At 37.8% G+C, this 20,382-nt stretch carries 18 protein-coding genes; 14 read left to right on the forward strand and 4 right to left on the reverse strand.

The window, feature by feature from the left end; genetic code table 11:
* Nucleotides 1-3 precede the first annotated feature (3 nt).
* Nucleotides 4-822, reverse strand: a complete 819-nt coding sequence (locus GZH82_RS00915) for an alpha/beta hydrolase (RefSeq protein ID WP_162680902.1) — start codon at nt 820-822, stop codon at nt 4-6.
* 172 nt (nt 823-994) lie between these two features.
* Between GZH82_RS00915 and allC the strand changes: the two genes are divergently transcribed.
* The 10 genes from allC (at nt 995) to GZH82_RS14095 (ending at nt 12,408) form a co-directional block, all read left to right on the forward strand.
* Nucleotides 995-2,218 carry an allantoate deiminase gene (gene allC, locus GZH82_RS00920; RefSeq protein WP_162680903.1) on the forward strand — a complete coding sequence of 408 codons (1,224 nt, stop codon included), beginning with the start codon at nt 995-997 and terminating at the stop codon, nt 2,216-2,218.
* Between the two features lie 25 nt (nt 2,219-2,243).
* Nucleotides 2,244-3,032 carry a (S)-ureidoglycine aminohydrolase gene (gene allE, locus GZH82_RS00925; RefSeq protein ID WP_162680904.1) on the forward strand — a complete coding sequence of 263 codons (789 nt, stop codon included), beginning with the start codon at nt 2,244-2,246 and terminating at the stop codon, nt 3,030-3,032.
* Nucleotides 3,033-3,047: 15 nt separating this feature from the next.
* Nucleotides 3,048-4,079, forward strand: a complete 1,032-nt coding sequence (allD, locus tag GZH82_RS00930) for an ureidoglycolate dehydrogenase (protein ID WP_162680905.1) — start codon at nt 3,048-3,050, stop codon at nt 4,077-4,079.
* A 17-nt stretch (nt 4,080-4,096) separates the two neighbouring features.
* Nucleotides 4,097-5,146: an ureidoglycolate dehydrogenase gene (gene allD, locus GZH82_RS00935; RefSeq protein WP_162680906.1), complete on the forward strand. Its 1,050-nt coding sequence runs from the start codon at nt 4,097-4,099 to the stop codon at nt 5,144-5,146.
* A 26-nt stretch (nt 5,147-5,172) separates the two neighbouring features.
* Nucleotides 5,173-6,927 carry an acyl-CoA synthetase FdrA gene (fdrA, locus tag GZH82_RS00940; RefSeq protein ID WP_162680907.1) on the forward strand — a complete coding sequence of 585 codons (1,755 nt, stop codon included), beginning with the start codon at nt 5,173-5,175 and terminating at the stop codon, nt 6,925-6,927.
* Nucleotides 6,927-8,192: a YlbE family protein gene (locus GZH82_RS00945; protein ID WP_162680908.1), complete on the forward strand. Its 1,266-nt coding sequence runs from the start codon at nt 6,927-6,929 to the stop codon at nt 8,190-8,192. Before fdrA ends, GZH82_RS00945 begins: the two co-directional genes overlap by 1 nt.
* Entirely contained in the window at nt 8,189-8,968 is a 780-nt protein-coding gene (locus tag GZH82_RS00950; protein WP_162680909.1) for an oxamate carbamoyltransferase subunit AllH family protein, read from the forward strand. Before GZH82_RS00945 ends, GZH82_RS00950 begins: the two co-directional genes overlap by 4 nt.
* Nucleotides 8,968-9,903, forward strand: a complete 936-nt coding sequence (gene arcC, locus GZH82_RS00955) for a carbamate kinase (RefSeq protein ID WP_162682966.1) — start codon at nt 8,968-8,970, stop codon at nt 9,901-9,903. The genes GZH82_RS00950 and arcC overlap by 1 nt, the downstream gene beginning before the upstream one ends.
* A 120-nt stretch (nt 9,904-10,023) precedes the next feature.
* Nucleotides 10,024-11,241, forward strand: coding sequence for a CynX/NimT family MFS transporter (locus GZH82_RS00960; protein ID WP_162680910.1), 1,218 nt, complete (start codon nt 10,024-10,026; stop codon nt 11,239-11,241).
* Nucleotides 11,242-12,186: 945 nt separating this feature from the next.
* Complete coding sequence (locus GZH82_RS14095) at nt 12,187-12,408, forward strand: DUF418 domain-containing protein (RefSeq protein WP_238989605.1); 222 nt, start codon at nt 12,187-12,189, stop codon at nt 12,406-12,408.
* A 204-nt stretch (nt 12,409-12,612) separates the two neighbouring features.
* Here GZH82_RS14095 and GZH82_RS00970 read toward each other — a convergent pair whose 3' ends face one another.
* Nucleotides 12,613-12,969 carry a cupin domain-containing protein gene (locus tag GZH82_RS00970; protein WP_162680911.1) on the reverse strand — a complete coding sequence of 119 codons (357 nt, stop codon included), beginning with the start codon at nt 12,967-12,969 and terminating at the stop codon, nt 12,613-12,615.
* Nucleotides 12,970-12,980: 11 nt separating this feature from the next.
* The gene (locus GZH82_RS00975) at nt 12,981-13,937 is read right to left on the reverse strand and encodes an NAD(P)-dependent oxidoreductase (protein WP_162680912.1); all 957 of its coding nucleotides are present in this window, start codon (nt 13,935-13,937) and stop codon (nt 12,981-12,983) included.
* Nucleotides 13,938-14,436: 499 nt separating this feature from the next.
* On the opposite strand from GZH82_RS00975, the gene GZH82_RS00980 reads away from it, so the two are divergent.
* Both GZH82_RS00980 and GZH82_RS00985 read left to right on the forward strand, forming a co-directional pair.
* The gene (locus tag GZH82_RS00980; RefSeq protein ID WP_162680913.1) at nt 14,437-15,243 is read left to right on the forward strand and encodes an arylamine N-acetyltransferase family protein; all 807 of its coding nucleotides are present in this window, start codon (nt 14,437-14,439) and stop codon (nt 15,241-15,243) included.
* Between the two features lie 21 nt (nt 15,244-15,264).
* Nucleotides 15,265-16,218 (forward strand): alpha/beta hydrolase, encoded by a 954-nt coding sequence (locus GZH82_RS00985; RefSeq protein WP_162680914.1) that lies wholly within the window; start codon nt 15,265-15,267, stop codon nt 16,216-16,218.
* A 370-nt stretch (nt 16,219-16,588) separates the two neighbouring features.
* On the opposite strand, the gene GZH82_RS00990 is transcribed toward GZH82_RS00985, so the two are convergent.
* Entirely contained in the window at nt 16,589-17,830 is a 1,242-nt protein-coding gene (locus tag GZH82_RS00990; RefSeq protein WP_162680915.1) for an aminoacyltransferase, read from the reverse strand.
* 301 nt (nt 17,831-18,131) lie between these two features.
* Between GZH82_RS00990 and GZH82_RS00995 the strand changes: the two genes are divergently transcribed.
* Nucleotides 18,132-19,112, forward strand: a complete 981-nt coding sequence (locus GZH82_RS00995; RefSeq protein WP_162680916.1) for a LacI family DNA-binding transcriptional regulator — start codon at nt 18,132-18,134, stop codon at nt 19,110-19,112.
* A 184-nt stretch (nt 19,113-19,296) separates the two neighbouring features.
* Complete coding sequence (locus GZH82_RS01000) at nt 19,297-20,373, forward strand: Gfo/Idh/MocA family protein (RefSeq protein WP_162680917.1); 1,077 nt, start codon at nt 19,297-19,299, stop codon at nt 20,371-20,373.
* Nucleotides 20,374-20,382: the final 9 nt, after the last annotated feature.

A 20,382-nucleotide genomic window follows, 5' to 3' on the forward strand; every position in this document is an offset into this window, starting at 1 on the left:
CCTTTATTGTGATTGTTGTTGCCATAAAAAATTTGTAGCTTTTCGGTAAAGATTAATATTGTCTTCAGTTACTAGACGATCAAAATCATGAGCGTGCTTCGAAATGGCCTCTAGATGATGTTGTGGAATATAATGCGCCATTGTTTGGCTGTATTCAAAAGGGACATCTGGATCGAATGTACAGTGTGCAAGAAAAGTTGGTGGTAGCGTCTTAAGGTCCGAATGTTGAAGTTCATACGAATCAATGTGCTTACCCATTCGAGTCAACCAAATGTCGCGATGTCTGTAATAAAGATAGATCAAGTAGCGAATAGGTGTTTCTTTATTAGTTATAGGTTCATTGTGGGTCAATTCAGTTTCAAGTTTATCGTTAAGCATTGAAGCAATATGTTGTTGGTCCGTCGGTAAACGCTGAAATGCAGCATGTTTAAAATCGTAATATCCATAGAATAAAATGAGTCCTTGTACTGAACGAAGTGTCGCGAGTAGGCAAGCGAGATAAGCTCCAGATGAACGCCCCATTACGTAAATGGGACTGTCTTGTTGTTTGGCTATGTGATCATAGGCCGCTGTAACATCTTCAACAATATGTGTGAGTTTTGCTTCTGGAATAAAACGATAAGGTACAGTAAAGACATTGAATGAACGTCTTAAAACATTCATATAAGGTTCCGGTAAATCGTCCACTTTTCCAAACACGAGACCACCACCGTGAATATAAAGAAGTGTGCCAAGAGGGGCGTCGGTATTTGTTGTGGGGTACCAACGGCCTGTAAGTTTAAAAGTTGAACCAAATGTCTCAAGCATAGATTTTTCAGTCATGTGTGATGCTCCTTTTAAGTAAAAGTCTCCTAAATATATAGTAACTTACCAAATGCTGCTTGTATTTGTATGAAGTGCATAAAATAGAGGTGAGATATTGTCTGTTACGTCAATGAAGAGTCAGCATAATCTTTTTATAATGGAACATATAGATGACTAAGGAGGACGTACAATGAACATACTTAGCGAGTTTGAAAAAATGGACAAACTTTTTACTTCTTTTGGAGGTCTTGAACAAGGTGGTATTACGCGTCTTTTATATTCAAAAGAATGGAAAGCAGCAGTCGATCAATTAATACAAATTTTCGAACAAGAAGGTTTTGAAGTTCAAAAAGATGCTGTCGGAAACATTTCAGGTCGTTTGGTAGGTACGACGTATCCTGGAGAGACAGTAATGTCAGGTTCACACATTGATACTGTAGTTGAAGGCGGCCATTTGGACGGTCAATTCGGTATTTTAGCAGCGTTAATCGCAACAAAGTATTTGAAAGGAAAATATGGTCAGCCGAAACGTTCAATCGAAGTGCTGTCATTAGCTGAAGAAGAAGGAAGTCGTTTTCCATTTACATTTTGGGGAAGTAAAAACTTCTTTAATTTAGCAGATAAAAAAGATGTTGAAGATATTGCAGATGCGGAAGGTGTACGTTTTGTAGATGCAATGCATGAAGCTGGATTTGATTTCCGTAAAGATAATAAAGTACGTGATGATATTAAAGCTTTTGTGGAAATTCATATTGAACAAGGAAAAGTGCTTGAAGTCGAAGGTAAACAAATCGGTGTGGTTAATGGAATTGTAGGTCAAAAACGATACACAATTCGTTTGAAAGGTGAGGCTAATCATGCTGGTACAACACCCATGGGCTTACGTCGAGATGCTGTTGTTGCATTTAGTGAAATTGTTCAAACACTTACAGCACGTGCGGAAGAAATTGGAGATCCGCTCGTTTTAACATTTGGGCATGTCACACCAACGCCAAATACAGTTAATGTTGTTCCAGGAGAAGTGGAATTTTCAGTAGATACACGTCACGTTGATCAAAAAGTATTAAACACATTTGCTGATGAAATTGAGAAAACAATTCGAAGTGTTGCAGAACGAAATTATATGGATGTCGACATTAACTTGTGGATGGATGAAGCGCCAACACTAATGAACGACACGATTATTGAAAAAGTACGCAATGCGGCAGAAAAGTTAGCTAGTGATAATTATAAAGTCATGCCATCAGGTGCTGGTCATGATTCACAAATCTTTGCTAAATATGTACCGACTGGCATGATTTTTGTACCGTCTATTGATGGTATATCACATAATACTTCAGAAGAAACAAAAACAGAGGATTTAATTAAAGGTATCGAAGTTTTAGCTGAGGTTTTATACCAGCTTGCATATTAAAAACAATTATAAAGGAGTGTCATGAATGGGTTACTTAAACCATAATCAAGGATATAGAGAAGGTTTATTAGAAACAAGATCAGTTATTAAAAAGGATAATTATGCTGTTATTACACCAGATGGCGTTGTAAACAATGTAGTTCCAGGGTTTGAAGATTGTGATGTCACGATTTTAGGATCACCAAGACTTGGTGCGCGTTTTGTTGATTATCTCGTAACAGTTAAAAATAATGGTGGCAACAAACACGGCTTTGCAGGTGACGGTGTACAGTCATTTGTATATGTCGTATATGGCGAAATTAAAGCTTACGCTGGAGAACAAGTATATACATTAAAACAAGGCGGTTATCTCTATGTTCCACCTCATTTAAAATTAACATTTGAGAACAATAACAATGGTGAAGATAGCCGATTGTTCTTATATAAAAAACGTTATCAACCTCTTGAAGGTCATTCACCAGAAATTGTATTTGGCAATGTTAATGACTTGAAACAAACGCCATATGAAGGTATGGATGAAGTTTTAATTCAAGATTTACTACCTGCAGACATTGCATATGATATGAATATTCACATTCTATCATTCAAACCAGGTGCTTCACATGGCTATATTGAAACACATGTACAAGAACATGGTGCTTATGTATTAAGTGGTCGTGGCATGTACAACTTAGACAATGATTGGTTACCTGTCGATAAAGGCGATTATATTTTTATGGGAGCATATGTACCACAAGCGACATATGCCATTGGACTAGAGGAACCATTTGCGTATATTTATTCAAAAGATGCCAACAGAGATGTTGAAATTTAAGTAGGTGTGACTGATATGGAAATTGAAAATTTGACCTATATAGAAGGTAGGCAGTTACGTCAATTAATGAAAGAAAAGCTTGTCACAGCGGGTCTTCCCGTTGCCCAAGCTGAAAAGTCAGCAGATTTATTAATTTTTGCGGATGAAAGAGGAATTCATTCGCACGGTGCTGTTCGAATGCGTTATTATGCAGAACGCATTGTGAAAAAAGGATACAATTTGGAACCTCAAATGAAGTTTGAAAAGACGGGACCAAGCACAGGTGTCTTTCATGGCGACAATGCCTTGGGACACTTTGTTGCTTATGAAGCAATGCAACATGCGATAGATTTAGCAAAAGAGAGCGGTATAGGTGCTGTAGGTATATACGAAATGGGACATAGTGGTGCAATTGGCTATTTTGCTAAACAAGCTGCTGAAGCTGGAATGGTGGCATTAACGATGTGCCAATCTGATCCAATGGTAGTGCCTTATGGTGGGACAAAGCCATATTATGGTACGAATCCAATTGCATTTGCAGCGCCGAGGTTAGGTGAGACACCGATTTTATTCGATATGGCGACAACTGTTCAAGCATGGGGCAAAATTCTAGATGCACAAAGTAAAGGGCGTACAATTCCAGATACTTGGGCAGTCGACGAGAAAGGACATCCGACAACAGATCCGAATCAAGTGAGTGCGCTTTTACCAATGGCAGGGGCTAAAGGTTACGGATTAATGATGATGGTCGATATACTGGCTGGAAGTTTGTTAGGTTTGCCTCATGGTATGCATGTCACTTCAATGTATAAAGATTTGTCTGAATATCGTCGATTAGGTCAATTTCATTTAGTAATTAACTCAAGCTTCTTTGGAGAACAAGATGCCTTTTTAAATAAAGTGGAACAAATGGTTAAAGAATTACATCAAATTCAGCCGGCAAGCGGTTTTGAAAACGTTTGTTATCCGGGTGAAATTCAAGAAACTGTGGCAAAAACATATGCACAATCAGGTATTCCAATTCCAACTGACATCGTGCAATATCTTGAGTCACCAACGCTATATTAAGCAATGGAGGAGATTGTATGAAAGTCACGAAACAAGCACTATTTGATTTAATACAGAATAAATTGATGAAAGCTGGATTACCAGAAGAAGCATCCTATGATGTGGCTGACGTTTTAACGTTTGCAGATCATCGTGGAATACACTCGCATGGTGCAGTGCGTGTGGAGTATTACGCGGAACGTATTGCAAAAGGTGGAATAACAATACACCCTCATTATCAATTTAAGAAAACAGGTCCATCAACAGCTGTATTAGATGGGGATAACGGTCCTGGACATCAAGTTGCAAAGATAGGTATGCAACATGCAATTGATATGGCACGTGAGTCTGGCATTGCAGTTGTCGGAATGAAACACCTTTCTCATAGTGGCGCATTGGGATACTTTGTAGAACAGGCAGCAAAGGAAGGTATGGTTGCCTTGAGTATGTGCCAGTCTGATCCAATGGTAGTCCCATTTGGAGGAACAGAACCGTATTTTGGAACAAACCCTATTGCATTTAGTGCACCGACAAGTGATGAGCGGATTATTACATTTGATATGGCGACAACTGTTCAAGCATGGGGCAAAGTTTTAGATGCGCGAAGTAAAGGCGAGTCTATACCAGATACTTGGGCGGTGAATGCCAAAGGAGAGCCTACGACAGACTCAAGAGATGTACATGCATTGTTGCCTGTTGCCGGACCTAAAGGATATGGATTAATGATGATGGTCGACATTCTAGCCGGAAGTCTATTGGGTGTTCCACATGGGATGCACGTATCTTCAATGTATGAAGATTTAACTAAAGGACGCGACTTAGGTCAACTCCATATTGTGATTAATCCGTCTTATTTTACAGATGCAGATCAATTTAAACGTCAAGTTGCGCAAATGTTAGATGAACTTAAAGCTCAACCGGCAGCACCAGGTTTTAGTGAGATCTATTTCCCTGGTGAACGAGGTCGCTTGCGTAGTAAAAAATATGACCAAGAAGGAATCGAAATTGTAGATACGATATACGATTATCTTGTATCAGATGATGTGCATTATGATCGATATCATGGAAAAAACAGATTTGCAGAATGAAGTCGAAATAAAAATGGAGGAAGAACATGTTATATACAATCATAAAAGAAAATACGTATCAAGATTCAATTGTATTAATGTTATTGTCAAACAAACTGAATTCGATTGATGGCGTGAAAAAAGTATCAGTGATGATGGGGACACCTGCCAATAAAGATATTTTTAGAGCATCTGGATTAGGTTCAGATGAATTGGATCAAGCGAACCCGAATGACATTGTTGTTGTCATTGATACTGAAGATGAAGCAAAAGTGACTGAAGTTGATGAAATGGTTGAAGCGACATTGAAAGGTGAAAACAGTGTAGATGCATCGTCTAGTGAACAAGAAGCGCACAATTGGAAACGTGCAATGGAACTAGCGAACAACCCTAATATGGCGTTGATTTCAATTCCTGGACAATATGCAGCAATGGAAGCGGAAAATGCACTTAATGAAGGATTACATGTTTTCATGTTTAGCGATAACGTTTCTAAGGCAGATGAGTTACGTTTAAAAGAGATGGCACATGAAAAAGGCTTACTCGTAATGGGACCAGATTGCGGAACAGGTATCATTCATTCTGTACCACTTGCATTTACGAATATTGTCAAAGAAGGAAACATCGGATTAGTAGGAGCGTCAGGTACAGGTATCCAAGAAGTCACAACGATTATTGATAGAGAAGGAACAGGTGTTACAAATGCCATCGGAACAGGTGGACGCGACTTGTCGACTGAAATGGGTGCGATAACAATGTTAGATAGCATTAAAGCGTTAAATCAAGATCCAAAAGTTAAAGTGATTACGGTGATTTCTAAGCCACCTGCAAAAGAAGTAAAAGATAAGGTGCTCAACGTATTAAGGAATATCGAAAAACCAGTTGTAACACTTTTCTTAGGAGATATGCCTATGTATCATGAACCAGGTATTTATCATGCATACACATTAGAAGAAGCGGCACGTGTGTCTGTACAGTTATCGAATGGTGAGACACCTAATTTCAAGCCGTCTATTTTAACAGATATTGATGTGAACTTTGCTGAAGGTCAGGTCGGAATTAAGGGTTTTTATTCAGGCGGAACACTTGCATATGAAGCTGCAATGTTGATTAATCATACGTTAAAGAATACAAAATCAGAAAAACAAGAAGGTTACATGTTGAAAACTGAATCACATGCAGTGATTGACTTAGGTGATGACATTTATACGCAAGGTAAGCCACATCCGATGATTGATCCAGAAAAACGTATCGAAATGTTGGAAGCGTCTATTGAAGATGAAACAACTGCGGTGATTTTACTAGATGATGTGATTGGTAATGGTAGCCATGACGATATGGCATCTAAACTTGCACCAACCATTTCAAAAGTCATTCAACATGCGAAAGACCGAGGTCGTAACATTGTTGTATTAGCGACTGTTGTCGGTACGGAACAAGACCATCAAGGTTATCAGCAACAAATTGATATTTTAAAACGTGCGGGTGCTGTGATTTGCGAAACAAACGATCAAATGGTGCGTACAGCGATCCACCTGTTAGGTCATGATGTACAACAACCAGGACGTGAAGAAAAAGTGTTTGATAAAGAAGTAGTGGATTTAACAGTGAGTGATGAGATTGTTCAATTACTCAATGTTAAACCAAGCATTATTAATATCGGTTTAAAAAGTTTTTCAGAAGCCATTCGTGACAGTGGTGCAGAATGCGTACAATTCAACTGGAAGCCTATTGCAGGTGGCGATGAAAAACTAATGAAAGTCTTACAATTTTTAAATCATTTAGAAAGGGAGACAGTCTAATGGCATTTAAAACAATTGATGAAGCAAATGATGCAGTAATTGAAAAGATGATTGCAGCAGCGCCATTTTTAACGGATGTCGTTCCTGCAAAATCAGTTATTCCAGAGTTGAAAGAACATGTCCTTTTACACGCAGGGCCGCCAATTAAATATGAGAATATGACAGATCCAATGCAAGGTTCGTGTGTAGGTGCAATTCTTTTCGAAGGTTGGGCAAATGATGAAGCAAGTGCACGTGAATTATTGGAAAATAACCGCATTACTTTTATTCCTTGTCACCACGTAAACGCAGTAGGACCTATGGGAGGTATTACATCACCTAACATGCCAGTACTTGTTGTTGTGAATAAAGAAAATGGTAATGAAGCTTATTGTCAGATGAACGAAGGTATTGGAGCGGTGTTACGTTTTGGTGCATACAATACACAAGTTATTGAGCGATTGGAATGGATGAGAGATGTTCTTGGTCCAGTGTTAAGCAAAGCGTTGAAGTCATTTGAAGAAGGATTAAATGTGAATGTCATGATTGCAAAAGCCATTGCGATGGGTGATGAGTTTCATCAACGTAATATTGCTGCATCGTTAGCGTTTTTAAAAGAAGTTTCACCAGCAATTACAGAATTAGAAAATGTTTCAAGCAGTGAAAAAACTGAAGTCATTCAATTTTTAGCTGATACGAATCAATTTTTCTTAAATATAGCTATGGCAACTGGTAAAGCAATGATGGATGCGGCACGTACGATTCAACATGGTACAGTAGTCACTGCAATGTGCCGTAATGGTGAAAATTTTGGTATTCGTATTGCAGGTATGGGAGACGAATGGTTCACAGCACCAGTGAATACGCCACAAGGATTGTACTTCACAGGATATTCAGCTGATGATGCGAATCCAGATATTGGTGACTCTGCTATTACAGAAACGATTGGTGTAGGTGGTATGGCTATGATTGCAGCACCAGCTGTTACACGATTTGTTGGATCAGGCGGTTTTCAAGATGCCTTAGAAACAAGTAATCAAATGATGGAAATCTGTGTTGGTGAAAATCCAAACCTTATCATCCCAACTTGGGATTTTAAAGGTGCATGTTTAGGTATAGATGCACGTAAAGTAGTGGAAACAGGTATTACTCCAGTGATTAATACAGGTATTGCACATAAAGTTGCTGGCTATGGTCAAATCGGTGCAGGGACTGTGCATCCACCTATCGCATGTTTTGAAAAAGCAATTGTGGCATACGCTAAAAAATTAGGGTTTGAATCATGATTTATTACGCAAGTGCGGTCGGTTCGGTCGTACTTGCTTTATTAAAAGAGACAACAACTTGGCACGTACACAGCCTATTTAAAAAAGGATTTAATTTAATGAATCAAAACGGGGCCATTATTTTTATTGGCACGAATGAAAATGGCTTGTTTCCATTTGGTATATCGGTAGATGAACAAACTAAGCAAAAGATGATGTCACATATTCAGCATAATGATGAATTTTGTGCAAATCGACTCAAATTGCGGCATGCACAGTTTTCTATAGACTTAAACACGACCATCGTAGAACCACGGCGGAACTTTCATGATGCTGATGTAGAGGCATTAAGGATGTGTTTGATGGCGTATGATTTTTCGGATTATGTGGATAGTGATTTTTCATTATCACGCATGACAGCATTGAAACGTTCTCTTTCAGATGCTGACGAAATGGTTTTAACTCAATTAGAGTTTCTTGTAGGGCGAGGGAACGGTTTAACACCAACTGGTGATGATATTCTTGTCGGCTTGCTTTATAGCCATTTTATTCAACCATTTATCGTGCCAGTACATTTTCAATCAATAAAGACAGTGATAGCGCAAGAACGTACAACAATCATTAGTGAAAACTTTATTAACCTTGCAATTCAAGGGATTTTTAGTTCGAGAATCAGTCAGTTAAACGATACTGTTTCTGATGAGGCGATTCAATCACTTGCTGAAGTGGGATCGAGTTCAGGTAAAGACACACTATACGGTATATACATTGGTTTAATTAAAGGAGTGAATGAATGATGGGAAAAAAAGTAGTGATTGCACTAGGGGGGAATGCGATTTTACAACCGAAGCAAACACCTACCTTTGAAAATCAATATCGTAATATAGAAAATGCGACACGTCATATGGTAGAAATTAAAGAAGCTGGTCATCAGATTATTGTGACGCATGGCAATGGTCCACAAGTCGGTAATATTATTGCACAAAATGAAGCTGCTAAAGAGACAGTACCGCCATCACCAATTGATGCTTGTAACGCACAATCACAAGGGCTTATTGGTTATATGATGGAGCAATGTCTCAAAAATCATTTGCAAAAGCGCCATATGACAGATAATGTTGTGAGTTTATTGACAATGGTAGAGGTTGATCCAAAAGATCCGGCATTTGAATCACCAACAAAACCGATTGGCGTCTTTTTCAATGAAGCAGAAGCTAAACAAATGGAAGCTCAAGGTTTTCCAATGGTTGAAGATGCGGGACGTGGTTATCGACGCGTTGTTCCTTCACCAGAACCGATGCGCATTCATGGTGTGGACGAAATCAAACAAATTCTTGACCGTACGATTGCCATATCATCTGGCGGTGGGGGAATTCCTGTGTATAAAGATGAAGAACAGCAACTTCATGGGTTGGAAGCTGTTATTGATAAAGATCGCTCAGGTCTTAAATTGGCGGAACAAATAGAAGCAGATGTTTTTATGATGTTGACGGATGTACCGAATGTTTATATTAACTATGGTCAACCTAACCAAGCTACGTTACATGAAGTGTCTGTTCAAGAAATTGAACAATATATTCAAGAAAATCAATTTCCAAAAGGGAGTATGCTTCCCAAAATAGAAGCTGCACTTCAATTTGCGAAGTCAGGTAAAGAAGCGATTATTTGTGCTTTAGATGAGGCTGTGGATGCATTAGCAGGAAAAGCAGGTACTCGAATTGTATTAAAATAATATAGGTTGTCAATCGCTAGCATGAGAACGAACGCACACACGGAGAATTGTACAGCCGTGAACGTTCGTTTTTCTCATCAAATGTTATCAATATGAAGTTGAAATGGCGGGGTGTGAAATATGGAAAAGAAAACGCGTATTTTTAGAATCCAGGATCGCTGGTGGGTTGTCATTGGAATAGTTCTGGTTGCTTCGACACTTCGAGCACCATTAACAGCAGTAGGTCCTGTCATTGATGATATTAAGAATGGGCTACACATTAATAATTCACTAGCCGGCTTGTTGACAACGATTCCTCTAGCCATTTTTGGTATTGTATCACTCTTCGTAGCGAGAACAATGGCACACATTTCGATGGCAACTTTAGTAACATGTGCCATGCTATTTTTACTCGTAGGTTTGATTGTGCGTATTTTGGGTACAATTGAATTTTTTATCATCGGTACTATGATTATTGGTGTTGCGATAGCTTATGGTAACGTCATATTGCCAAGTTATGCAAAATGGCTTTTTCCAGCACAAATTGGGATGATTACTGGAATTTACAGTGCGACAATGAATTTTACGGCTGGACTTGGGGGAGGTCTCAGTTACCCATTATCTCAAATCGCTTCATTTGGATACAAGGGTTCATTAGGTTTTTGGATTTTGCTTTGTATATGTGCGCTTATTGTTTGGCGTAAGCATAATAGTCGTTTATCTATAGAACAGTTTACACCAGCAAAAGATGAAACGAAAAAGCAAAATGTTCAGCGTTTGAAAGTCTCACGGACGTCGCTTGCTTGGGCGATTGCATTGACAATGGGTTTTCAGTCTATGATTTTTTATGTAATCGTCGCTTGGTTACCTTCAATCGTTATTGATAGGGGTCTGTCACCAAGCGCAGCAGGTTATTACTTTATGTTAAATCAATTTGCGCAAGTGCCAATGACATTTATTTTTCCAATCATTGCGTCAAAAATGAAATCTCAAAGCACGCTTGTTTGGATCATTTTCGTGCTATATATGGCAGGATTAATTACATTATTGACGTTACCGGTATCGCTGTTATTTTTATCAATGATTATTTTAGGCTTGTCATTAGGTGCAGCATTTAGTATTTGTATGACATTCTTTTCAATCCGTGCGAATACAAGTGATGGAAGTGTTGCTTTATCGGGATTTGGTCAGTCTATTGGTTATATTGTTGCGGCTTCTGGTCCGTTTGTGATTGGTACTATTCATGATATTGCAAATGGATGGCGTATTCCTTTGATTTTAGTCATGATTATGGCGTGCGGTTTTCTTTTCGTTGGACTGATTTCATCTAAAGATCGTTATATAGAAGAATATTTATAATATGGTCGAAACCGAGAAATTCGTTATCAATTACGGAAGGCTCGGTTTTTGTTGTATCACAGAAAATCCGGCGCTGGACTTATTGAATGTTTGGAACTTCAAATGTAATATAAATCTCATAAATTTGTTAAGGAGATTTTTATGAATTCCGATAAAAAAGAGAATTGAAGTTTTAGATTATTTAAGAGGTTTGGCACTATTCGGTATTATTTTTGCCAATATTTTATCTATCCTTGAAAATTTTTCATATCATCATGGACTCCTCTCGGTGATGTATGAAAGTCATGTTGATGTGCTTTACAACAAATATTTGAATATTTTTGTGGAAGCGAAGTTTTTTCTATTTTTTCATTATTATTTGGTATAGGATTTTTTCAAATCTTTTTCCATAATGCGAAAAATAAAAATGCCAATCCTTTTACTTTATACGTTAGACGTAGCGTGGTGTTACTGTTAATCGGTATCGTTCACCAAATTTTCCAACCCGGAGAAGCACTTCTTTTTTATTCCATCATAGGTCTATTCATACTCCCTCTTACATTCGTGAAAAGACGCATTAATTATTGATAGTGCTCATTTTATTAGTTTTAGGGGTGCTTAGTGGCAACAAACAGCATTATTTGTATTAGGTTATATGATCGGACAATATCACCTTCATCAAACGATTTATCAGCATAAGAAAGCATCGCGAATGACGTTTGTCTTTTCATTGATAGGCTTTGTCATCTTTTTAGTACGCTTACACTATTTCTAAATACCACCTACGTTTGATCTAGCGAAAGATCAAATGAATATCAAAGTTTACGCCGAGCGAAATAATTTTTATTCTGACCTTACCGTCTATACAGCACCGTTCATCTCGCTATTCTATATTTTATTCTTCGTAACGATATTAGAAAGTCCCGTAATGAAGCGCATTTTGCTTCCTTTTAATATTATGGTCAAATGGCTTTAACGAACTATTTATTAAATACTGCATTGATTTTAGTGGTCGGCCAATTGATTTCTGTAGGTATCGCAGTGTCAGGTGTCGTATCATTATTGATTATTCTGTTCCAAATGCTGTTTTCTATGTTATGGCTGCGATTCTTTAGATACGGCCTACTTGAATATATTTGGAGATTGTTAACGTATTTACAATTTTTCGGCATTAGAAGAACGTCATGAAATAAAAAATTATGAGTATGATAGAAAGATGTGTGTTGGTTAACTTCACAACTACATTAAAGTTTAAATGTATTGAGTGAATAGAGGCTAGGAACCCTAGCCCCTAAATTTTTTGGATGTTATTTATTCGAATACACATGGTTCAATTGAATTTGATTTTTAAGTAACCTCTTGAATTTGCACTTAGTTTAATAATTTTTAATCTTATTCATAAGGAATGAAATCAAGTGGCATTGGCGTCGCAAAACCTAGCATGACAAAATCTTTATCTCCTGTGTTAGTCATACCATGTGCATCTCCTGGTAATGACACGAAAATGTCGCCCGCTTTTATCGTTTTCTTTTCATGATTGTTTGTATAAAATGTACCTTCTCCTTTAATTGCAATCCATACATCGTCTGCGTTTTGATGTGTATGACAAGGTAATGTTTGGCCAGGTTTTAAACACCAAATTGCACCAGCTGAGTGCTCAGATTGATAGAAAATCGTCTTTTTAGCTGCTTCATCAGAAAAAGTTTCTAATTCTTTCATTTTAAAGAAACGCTGCTTGGCTTGTGACATGTTAAGGCCTCCTATGCATTGACAATATATTTCGGTTTTTGATCAGTGAGTGCTAATACAACATTGTTTGCGGCAATATTAGCCATCATATCTCTCGCTTCAAATGTTGCGTTACCGATATGTGGTGTAATGACAACATTTTTCATAGTTTTTAATTCTTCAGTAATTTCGGGCTCAAATTCGAAAACATCGAGTGCTGCACCTTCTATTAATTTATCTTCAAGTGCACGAACTAACTCACTTTCATGTACGATAGGTCCTCGTGAAGCATTAATTAAATAAGAAGTTGATTTCATTTTTTTAATGGCTTCATAGTTAATCATATGTTTAAGAGAATCATTATATGCACTATTAATAGTGATGAAATCAGATTCAGCGAGCAACTCATCTAAAGTTACATAACGTGCATTTAACTCGGCTTCTTTGTCTTCATAACGTGTAGGACCTGTATATAAAATTTCCATATCGAAACCTTTGGCACGTCTAGCCACAGCTGTTCCAATAGAGCCAAGTCCTATGATACCAATTTTTTTGCCAGATACTTCTCGTCCTCTGAAGAAAAGTGGAGACCAACCATTAAATCCAGTTGTACGACAAAGCTGATCGCCCTCAGGTATACGACGTGCAACAGCTAGTAAAATACCCATTGTTAAATCTGCAGTAGCATTAGTTGAAGCAATAGGTGTATTTGTTACGTCAATTCCATGTTCACGTGCAGCTTCGATGTCGATGTTATTAAAACCTGCACCATAATTGGCAATAATCTTTAAATCTGGTGCAGCTTCAATCACTTCACGTGTAACTTGTGTGGATAATAAACTGATTAAAGCATCAGCATCACGTACTTTTTCAAGTAATGCTTCATGAGAAATGAGTTTTTCTCCTGTATACATTTCTACTTGGAACTGTGCTTGAAGTTGTTCCAGTCCAACCTCAGGAATGGCTCCCGCAATGAACACTTTTTTCATAAATGATCTACTCCTTTATGTGAAAAAAATCACAATTTATAGCTTAAGTGTATCATTTTCAGTCTGAATAAATATGGCAAAAATGACAAATAAGAGTATGTTATTTATTCGATATAGACAAATTAAAAGTATGAAAATTGATGTTGTGTTTTAAATTTTTGAACTTAATATCAAATCGAAAGAGAAGTTCTGTCTTATTTGAAATACAATATGAAAATAATGGTTTGAAGAGATTCGCATGTGCAAGTGTGAGTCTCTTTTTAAGTCTGAAAAGCCTGATGTTAAAAGGGTTTCGTTATATGGAATGCATTCCGTTTGTAAAAATAAATACAGAGGTTTATCATGTTCGTATAATGATTTATTGTTTAATTGCACTTTTCAATTAAGTGGAATGGAGTATGGATTAAGATAGGTTTAATTGTCATAAACGGGAGACTAACTGTAGCACGTTTTTTATAAATAAAAGTAAGACGATTTTATTGAAGAAAGGGAGAGCGACATGAACTTTAAAGATCTTGAAAATTATATCGATATTAATCAAGAAGATATGGAAAAGCATTCATATGAAGAGCTACAAAAATTTATTTATCATTTTATGCTGAACATTCCTTTCGAGGCGATTGATGTGTTCAATGGTGACAAAATTACGATGGATGTTGAAAAAAATATAGATAAATTTGTCAATGAACAGCGCGGTGGACTTTGCTATGAAAATAACCTTGTAACGAATGCGTATCTCAAAGACCGTGGTTTTGATACGAAACTGCTTTCTGGTTATGTGAAGCCACCTAATAAAGATTGGAAAGAAATGGATACGCACTTAACAACACTCGTGACAATTGATGGTAAAGATTATATTGCGGATACAGGTTTCGGTCATTTTCCAAGTCAACCGATTCCGTTAGATGGTACGTATGTTTATGACGAAGATGATATTTATCGTATTATTCCTGCTGAAGATCAAGACAATGCGTACTATGTGCAAACGATTAAAAATAATGGTGAAAGTACTGAGTGGACGGACTTACTCTTTTTCGAAAATGTCGATCGAGAACTCGGTTACTTCGATGCACGTTATGATTTTACGATTAATCATCCGAAATATGCGTTCAAAAAAATGTTGATGATTAATAAAAAAACACCGCATGGTCATAATACGATGTCACTCAATAACGTGACGATTACGACTGAAGATGGTAAAGAAAAAATTCCGGTGACTGCGGATAATTATCGTGAATTATTGAAAAAATATTTTGGTTTAGATGTACGCATTCCAAAATTAGAAAATCAAAAACAAGAACAATAAGGGTTGAAGGGAAGGCTTAATATGGAACGGAAATATCTGAATGGTGTAGATGTGGATTTACAGCATGTCGCAAAATCGATGCCACATCTAAAGTTAACACGGGATAATTTGGAAGACTATCGGGCAAATGTCCTCAGCCACGCGAAAACGACGATTGACCCGCAGCTTGACGTAACGATTGAAGATGTGGATGTGCCTTATGAAGACGAGATGATTCATGTGATAATGTTTCGACCAAACAAAGCGTTAACTGAGATGCCGGGCTATTTGTATATGCATGGCGGTGGTATGGTGTCTGGTGGTGCACATTTGGATAATAGCGACAATGCATTGATTGCACATGAACTTGGATGTGTCGTTGTATCAGTTGATTATCATTTGGCACCTGAAACGATATTTCCCGGGCAATTAGAAGCGTGTTATGCAGTGTTAAAATGGATGCATGATAATGCGGATACTCTTCATATCGACCGTTCGAAACTGGCTGTTGGTGGTAACAGTGCAGGTGGCATGCTTGCGGCAAGTCTTGCGCAACTCGCTTTAGATCGTGGTGAAGTGGACATTATTTTTCAAAACTTGCATATCCCGATGCTAAATGATCAGACTGTGTTGGCAGAGCCGTCGAATCCTTATGCAGGCAATGTAGGTTGGAACCGTGATATGAATCGTTTTGCATGGGAAATGTATCTCGGTCATCCAGTCGATGGACGCACACCCGAACCGTATGCCGTACCAGCGCGTCGTCAAAATTTTGAAGGGCTTCCGGCGACATTCATCACGATTGGTAGTTTAGATTTGTTTGTCGATGAAGTGATGGATTATGCCAAAAACTTATTGCATGCAGGTGTCTCGACTGAGTTGCATATTTATCCTGGCCTCTATCATTTAGGTGAACTTGTGCCAGGTGCGCGAGTACGAGACCAAATTTTAAACGATCGACTCAATGCGATGCGCCGTGCTTTTGAAGATAAATAACGGTTTCTATAATACCTCGGTAAGTTGAATGATGACAATCGCTTATCGGGGTATTTTTTATACAATTGCCGTGATTTTGTCTATTTTCAAACAGTCTTTCAAACATTTTTAAATTATTATCTCATTGATTCGCAACATTTAAATTCAAATTGCTAAAATGGGCGAGACTCCTGAGGGATCAGACGCAGCCGAAAATCCAATTCGGCTTCCATTCAGTGTATCTTTAATAAAGCCGAATTGAGTTGAGGCAAGTCCCCTAGGAAAGGGAGCCCATGGTGGCAATTGTGAAATCTAAAAAGGTTGTCCAATGAAGACAATTTGATTAATATATATTAATTATGACAATCAAAAACTTTTAAATTCAGCCCCTCTATCGTTTCAACAACTGTGATAATCGGTACATCGTTGGCATAATCGGTTTGACAAAATCACCGACATATTCTTCCACGTGTATGCCGAAACCTTCTTTAAAGCGTTGCACACCATAGTCTTCCGCATGTTTCGTAAAATCACCGGTAATGCCGTAAAAATTATAACGGTCAATGCCTTGCTGTTTGGCGAATTGAATCATTTCCCACTGTAATCGAAAGGCGCCCATATACGCATTGTACTTAGGATTCGATCCACTCGATAAATAATACACTTCATGATTGTTGTATATATAAATCGCTGCAGCTAAATCTAATATTTCACCATCTTCAGCTATGAATTGACGCGTTTTTTCAATTTTACGTTCTTGCGCTTGCAGTTGTTGTTCGGTTTGTTTTAATTTAGTTTTGTTTTTCTTAGAGTTAGGATGACTTTCTAACGCTTCTTGAGTTTCCGCAATTGTTGTTTTTAATGTGTCTAATTTCTCAGTTTGCTTCTTCAAAAGGTCATTTAAATCAATATAAGCCAACTTGAGCATACTATTTTTAGCATACATTTTCTGCATTTCTTCAAAATAAGGTAAGTCTCTAAAAGTAAAGCCGTGTTTTTCTTCAGCCATTTGAAAAAGTTTGAAAAAGCGGTCCGTTTCTTCGATAGGTAAAGTTTTGACTTGGACATCCATTTCATATGTCTTTTTAATGTTACGTCGTGTTTGGTAATCCATGTCTTCTAAAAGTTGTTGTTCGGACTTATCTTTCAGGTCGAGCACGGAAAGCCAGCGAATTTGACTCATGCTCGAATAACCAATAGGAAAGCCTTGATGTTTGTATCCGAGACGGCCTAACGTTTTGAAAAGTTGTGAGTAATCGAAATGTTGCGTAATATTCCCTTTTGCGTCACGACTATGGTTGTGCACGTATGGATCGACTAACACATAAAGACAGCGTTGTTGTTTTAAGTATTGTGTGAGGTGCTCAAAAAAGAATTGGACCAGTTCGAGGTTGTTGTAATCTAATACTGGACCGCGATGTGTATAAAAATATTTGAAAAATTTAAGTGCGCGCGCTTCGGTTAATAAACAAGCCGCAATCACTTCATCTTGATCATTTTTAACACCGACTAAATGGACATCATTTTTATATTTGTTTCTATACTGGTAGTGACCTGCGTCTTGCGTATAATGCGAAAAATGGTTTGTTACAAAGTCGTCAAAAGCTTCAACACTCAATTGCGTAAAGTACATGGTAACCCTGCTTTCTTAGTTTTGTTTCATACATTATTAAATATACTAGAGTAGTCAGACATTTTCAAAGTATTTTTATACTGTGTAATATCATATGTTGTACGTTATTTTAGTCTTTACAAATAGTAAAAATGATGAAGCATCGGATGAGGGCATACAAGTTGAAGTGTGAGAAAGGTTTAAGATATAGCACGCTTTAAAAAAGGGATGACAGCGATAAAAGTGAACTAGAAGAAACAAGCGATAGTGTATTTTTTGTGTTATATTTAATTTATTATGAAGACATAAAAGGGGAAGGACTATGGTAAGTGTAAAGGATGTCGCAAAGTTAGCAAATGTATCGACAGCAACGGTTTCACGGGTGCTCAGTAATACGGGGAAGGTCAAGCCGAAAAATCAACAACGTGTGTTAGAAGCCGCAAAAGCGCTCGGTTATCATCCGAATAATATTGGGAGACAACTGCGTAAAATGGAAACGATGACGATTCTTGTCGTCGTACCGGATATTACAAATTCATTTTTCTCAGCGATACTCAGAAACATTGAAAATATTGCACGAGAACATGGCTATGAAGTGATTCTCGGAGATACTCAAAATAAACAAGGTGATACATATTTTTCTTATTTGTATGAAAAGAAAGTCGATGGCATGATTGTGCTCACGTCCTATCTTGATCTTGAAAATTTAGAAAAAGTCAGTGCGCAATACCCTCTTGTGCTCGCTTGTGAACAAATTACAGAAATCGATGTGCCTTCTGTCTCAATTAATCATATTGAAGCATCTGCATTGATGACGCGTCATTTAATAGAAGTTGGACATACGAAAGTGGGACATATTACTGGCCCATTGGATGGTATTTTAGGTCAATACCGCTTGCAAGGCTTTCGTGAAGAGATGGACAACCATGGTTTAACGGTACGCGATGATTGGATTATAGAAGGGGACTTTTCTTTAGAGTCGGGTTATCGCATTGGCAAGCAATTACTTGAACAAGCTGAGATGCCGACTGCGTTATTTGTCGCAAATGATGAAATGGCGATTGGGATTATGAAAGAATTGAAAAAGCATGGGAAACGTGTACCTGAAGATATGGCGATAGTGGGATTTGATAATATTATTTTGTCAGAAATTGTCGACCCAGGTTTGACGACCTACGCACAACCTGCAACTGAAATTGGTATACGTGCGATGGAAAAATTGTTAGTGCTATTAAAAGGAGAAGATTTGGAAGAACGCGATACTTTACTTGAAGGTGAGTTGTTAATACGCCAATCGACTTAAAACAGTTCAAATATATCTGATTAAAGTGCGTTGATGATAGCAAAATAAGTTGATGCATCCTGTGTGAATCCGTTTACAATAGGGTGCATTTTTGTTATATTTTAAAATGTAATCGATTACAAAAAGTAGAAACAGGATCGAACTTAAAGAGACGGAAATATCATCAAAGATAGGAGTGTATTGTATGGGGATTAAAGTAGGCATCATTGGTTGTGGTGGCATCGCGAATGGTAAACATTTACCGAGTCTAGCGCAAATCGATGACGTAGAAATAGTGGCATTTTGTGATATTGACATCGAAAAAGCAGAGACAGCAGCAACAACGTTCGGAACGGTTGATGCAAAAGTGTATCAAAATTATCAAGAATTATTAAAAGATCAAGCTATTGATGTCGTACATATTTGTACACCGAACTATCTTCATTGTGACATGACGGTACATGCACTTGAAGCAAATAAACACGTCATGTGTGAAAAACCAATGGCCAAAACAACTGCCGAGGCTCAGCAAATGTTAGATGCAGCAAAACGGACAGGTAAAAAACTGACGATTGGTTACCAAAATCGTTTTCGTGCCGACAGTCAATTTTTGTATCAAGTGACTGAGCGTGGAGATTTAGGAGACATTTATTTTGGTAAAGCGCATGCCATTCGACGTCGTGCCGTGCCGAACTGGGGCGTCTTTTTAGATGAAGAGGCACAAGGTGGAGGTCCGTTAATTGACATTGGGACACATGCGTTAGATCTCACGCTTTGGATGATGAATAATTATGAGCCAGTAGCTGTTATGGGGTCTACATTCCATCAATTGAGCCAGCAAGAAAATGCCGCAAATGCTTGGGGACCATGGGATCCGAAAGATTTTACTGTAGAAGATTCAGCATTCGGATTTATTAAAATGAAAAATGGCGCCACAATTATTTTAGAGTCCGCGTGGGCACTCAACTCTTTAGACGTAGATGAGGCGAAATGTTCGCTATCGGGAACAAAAGGCGGTGCGGACATGAAAGAAGGGTTACGTATTCATGGCGAAGAGTTTGGTGCATTGTATACGAAACATATCGAACTGGACAATAAAGGAGTCGATTTTTACGAAGGCGAGACAGTGGATGAAGCGTTGGAAGAAGCAAAGGCATGGATAGACTGTGTTCAAAACAATACATCGCCTCGTGTAAAACCTGAAGAAGCGCTTGTCGTTACACAAATATTAGAAGCGATTTATGAGTCGGCCCGTACTGGGAAAGCGGTTTATTTTGATTAATACAACGAA

Origin of the sequence: Staphylococcus sp. MI 10-1553 (assembly GCF_010365305.1) — a bacterium.
In the GTDB taxonomy this organism is placed as follows: domain Bacteria; phylum Bacillota; class Bacilli; order Staphylococcales; family Staphylococcaceae; genus Staphylococcus.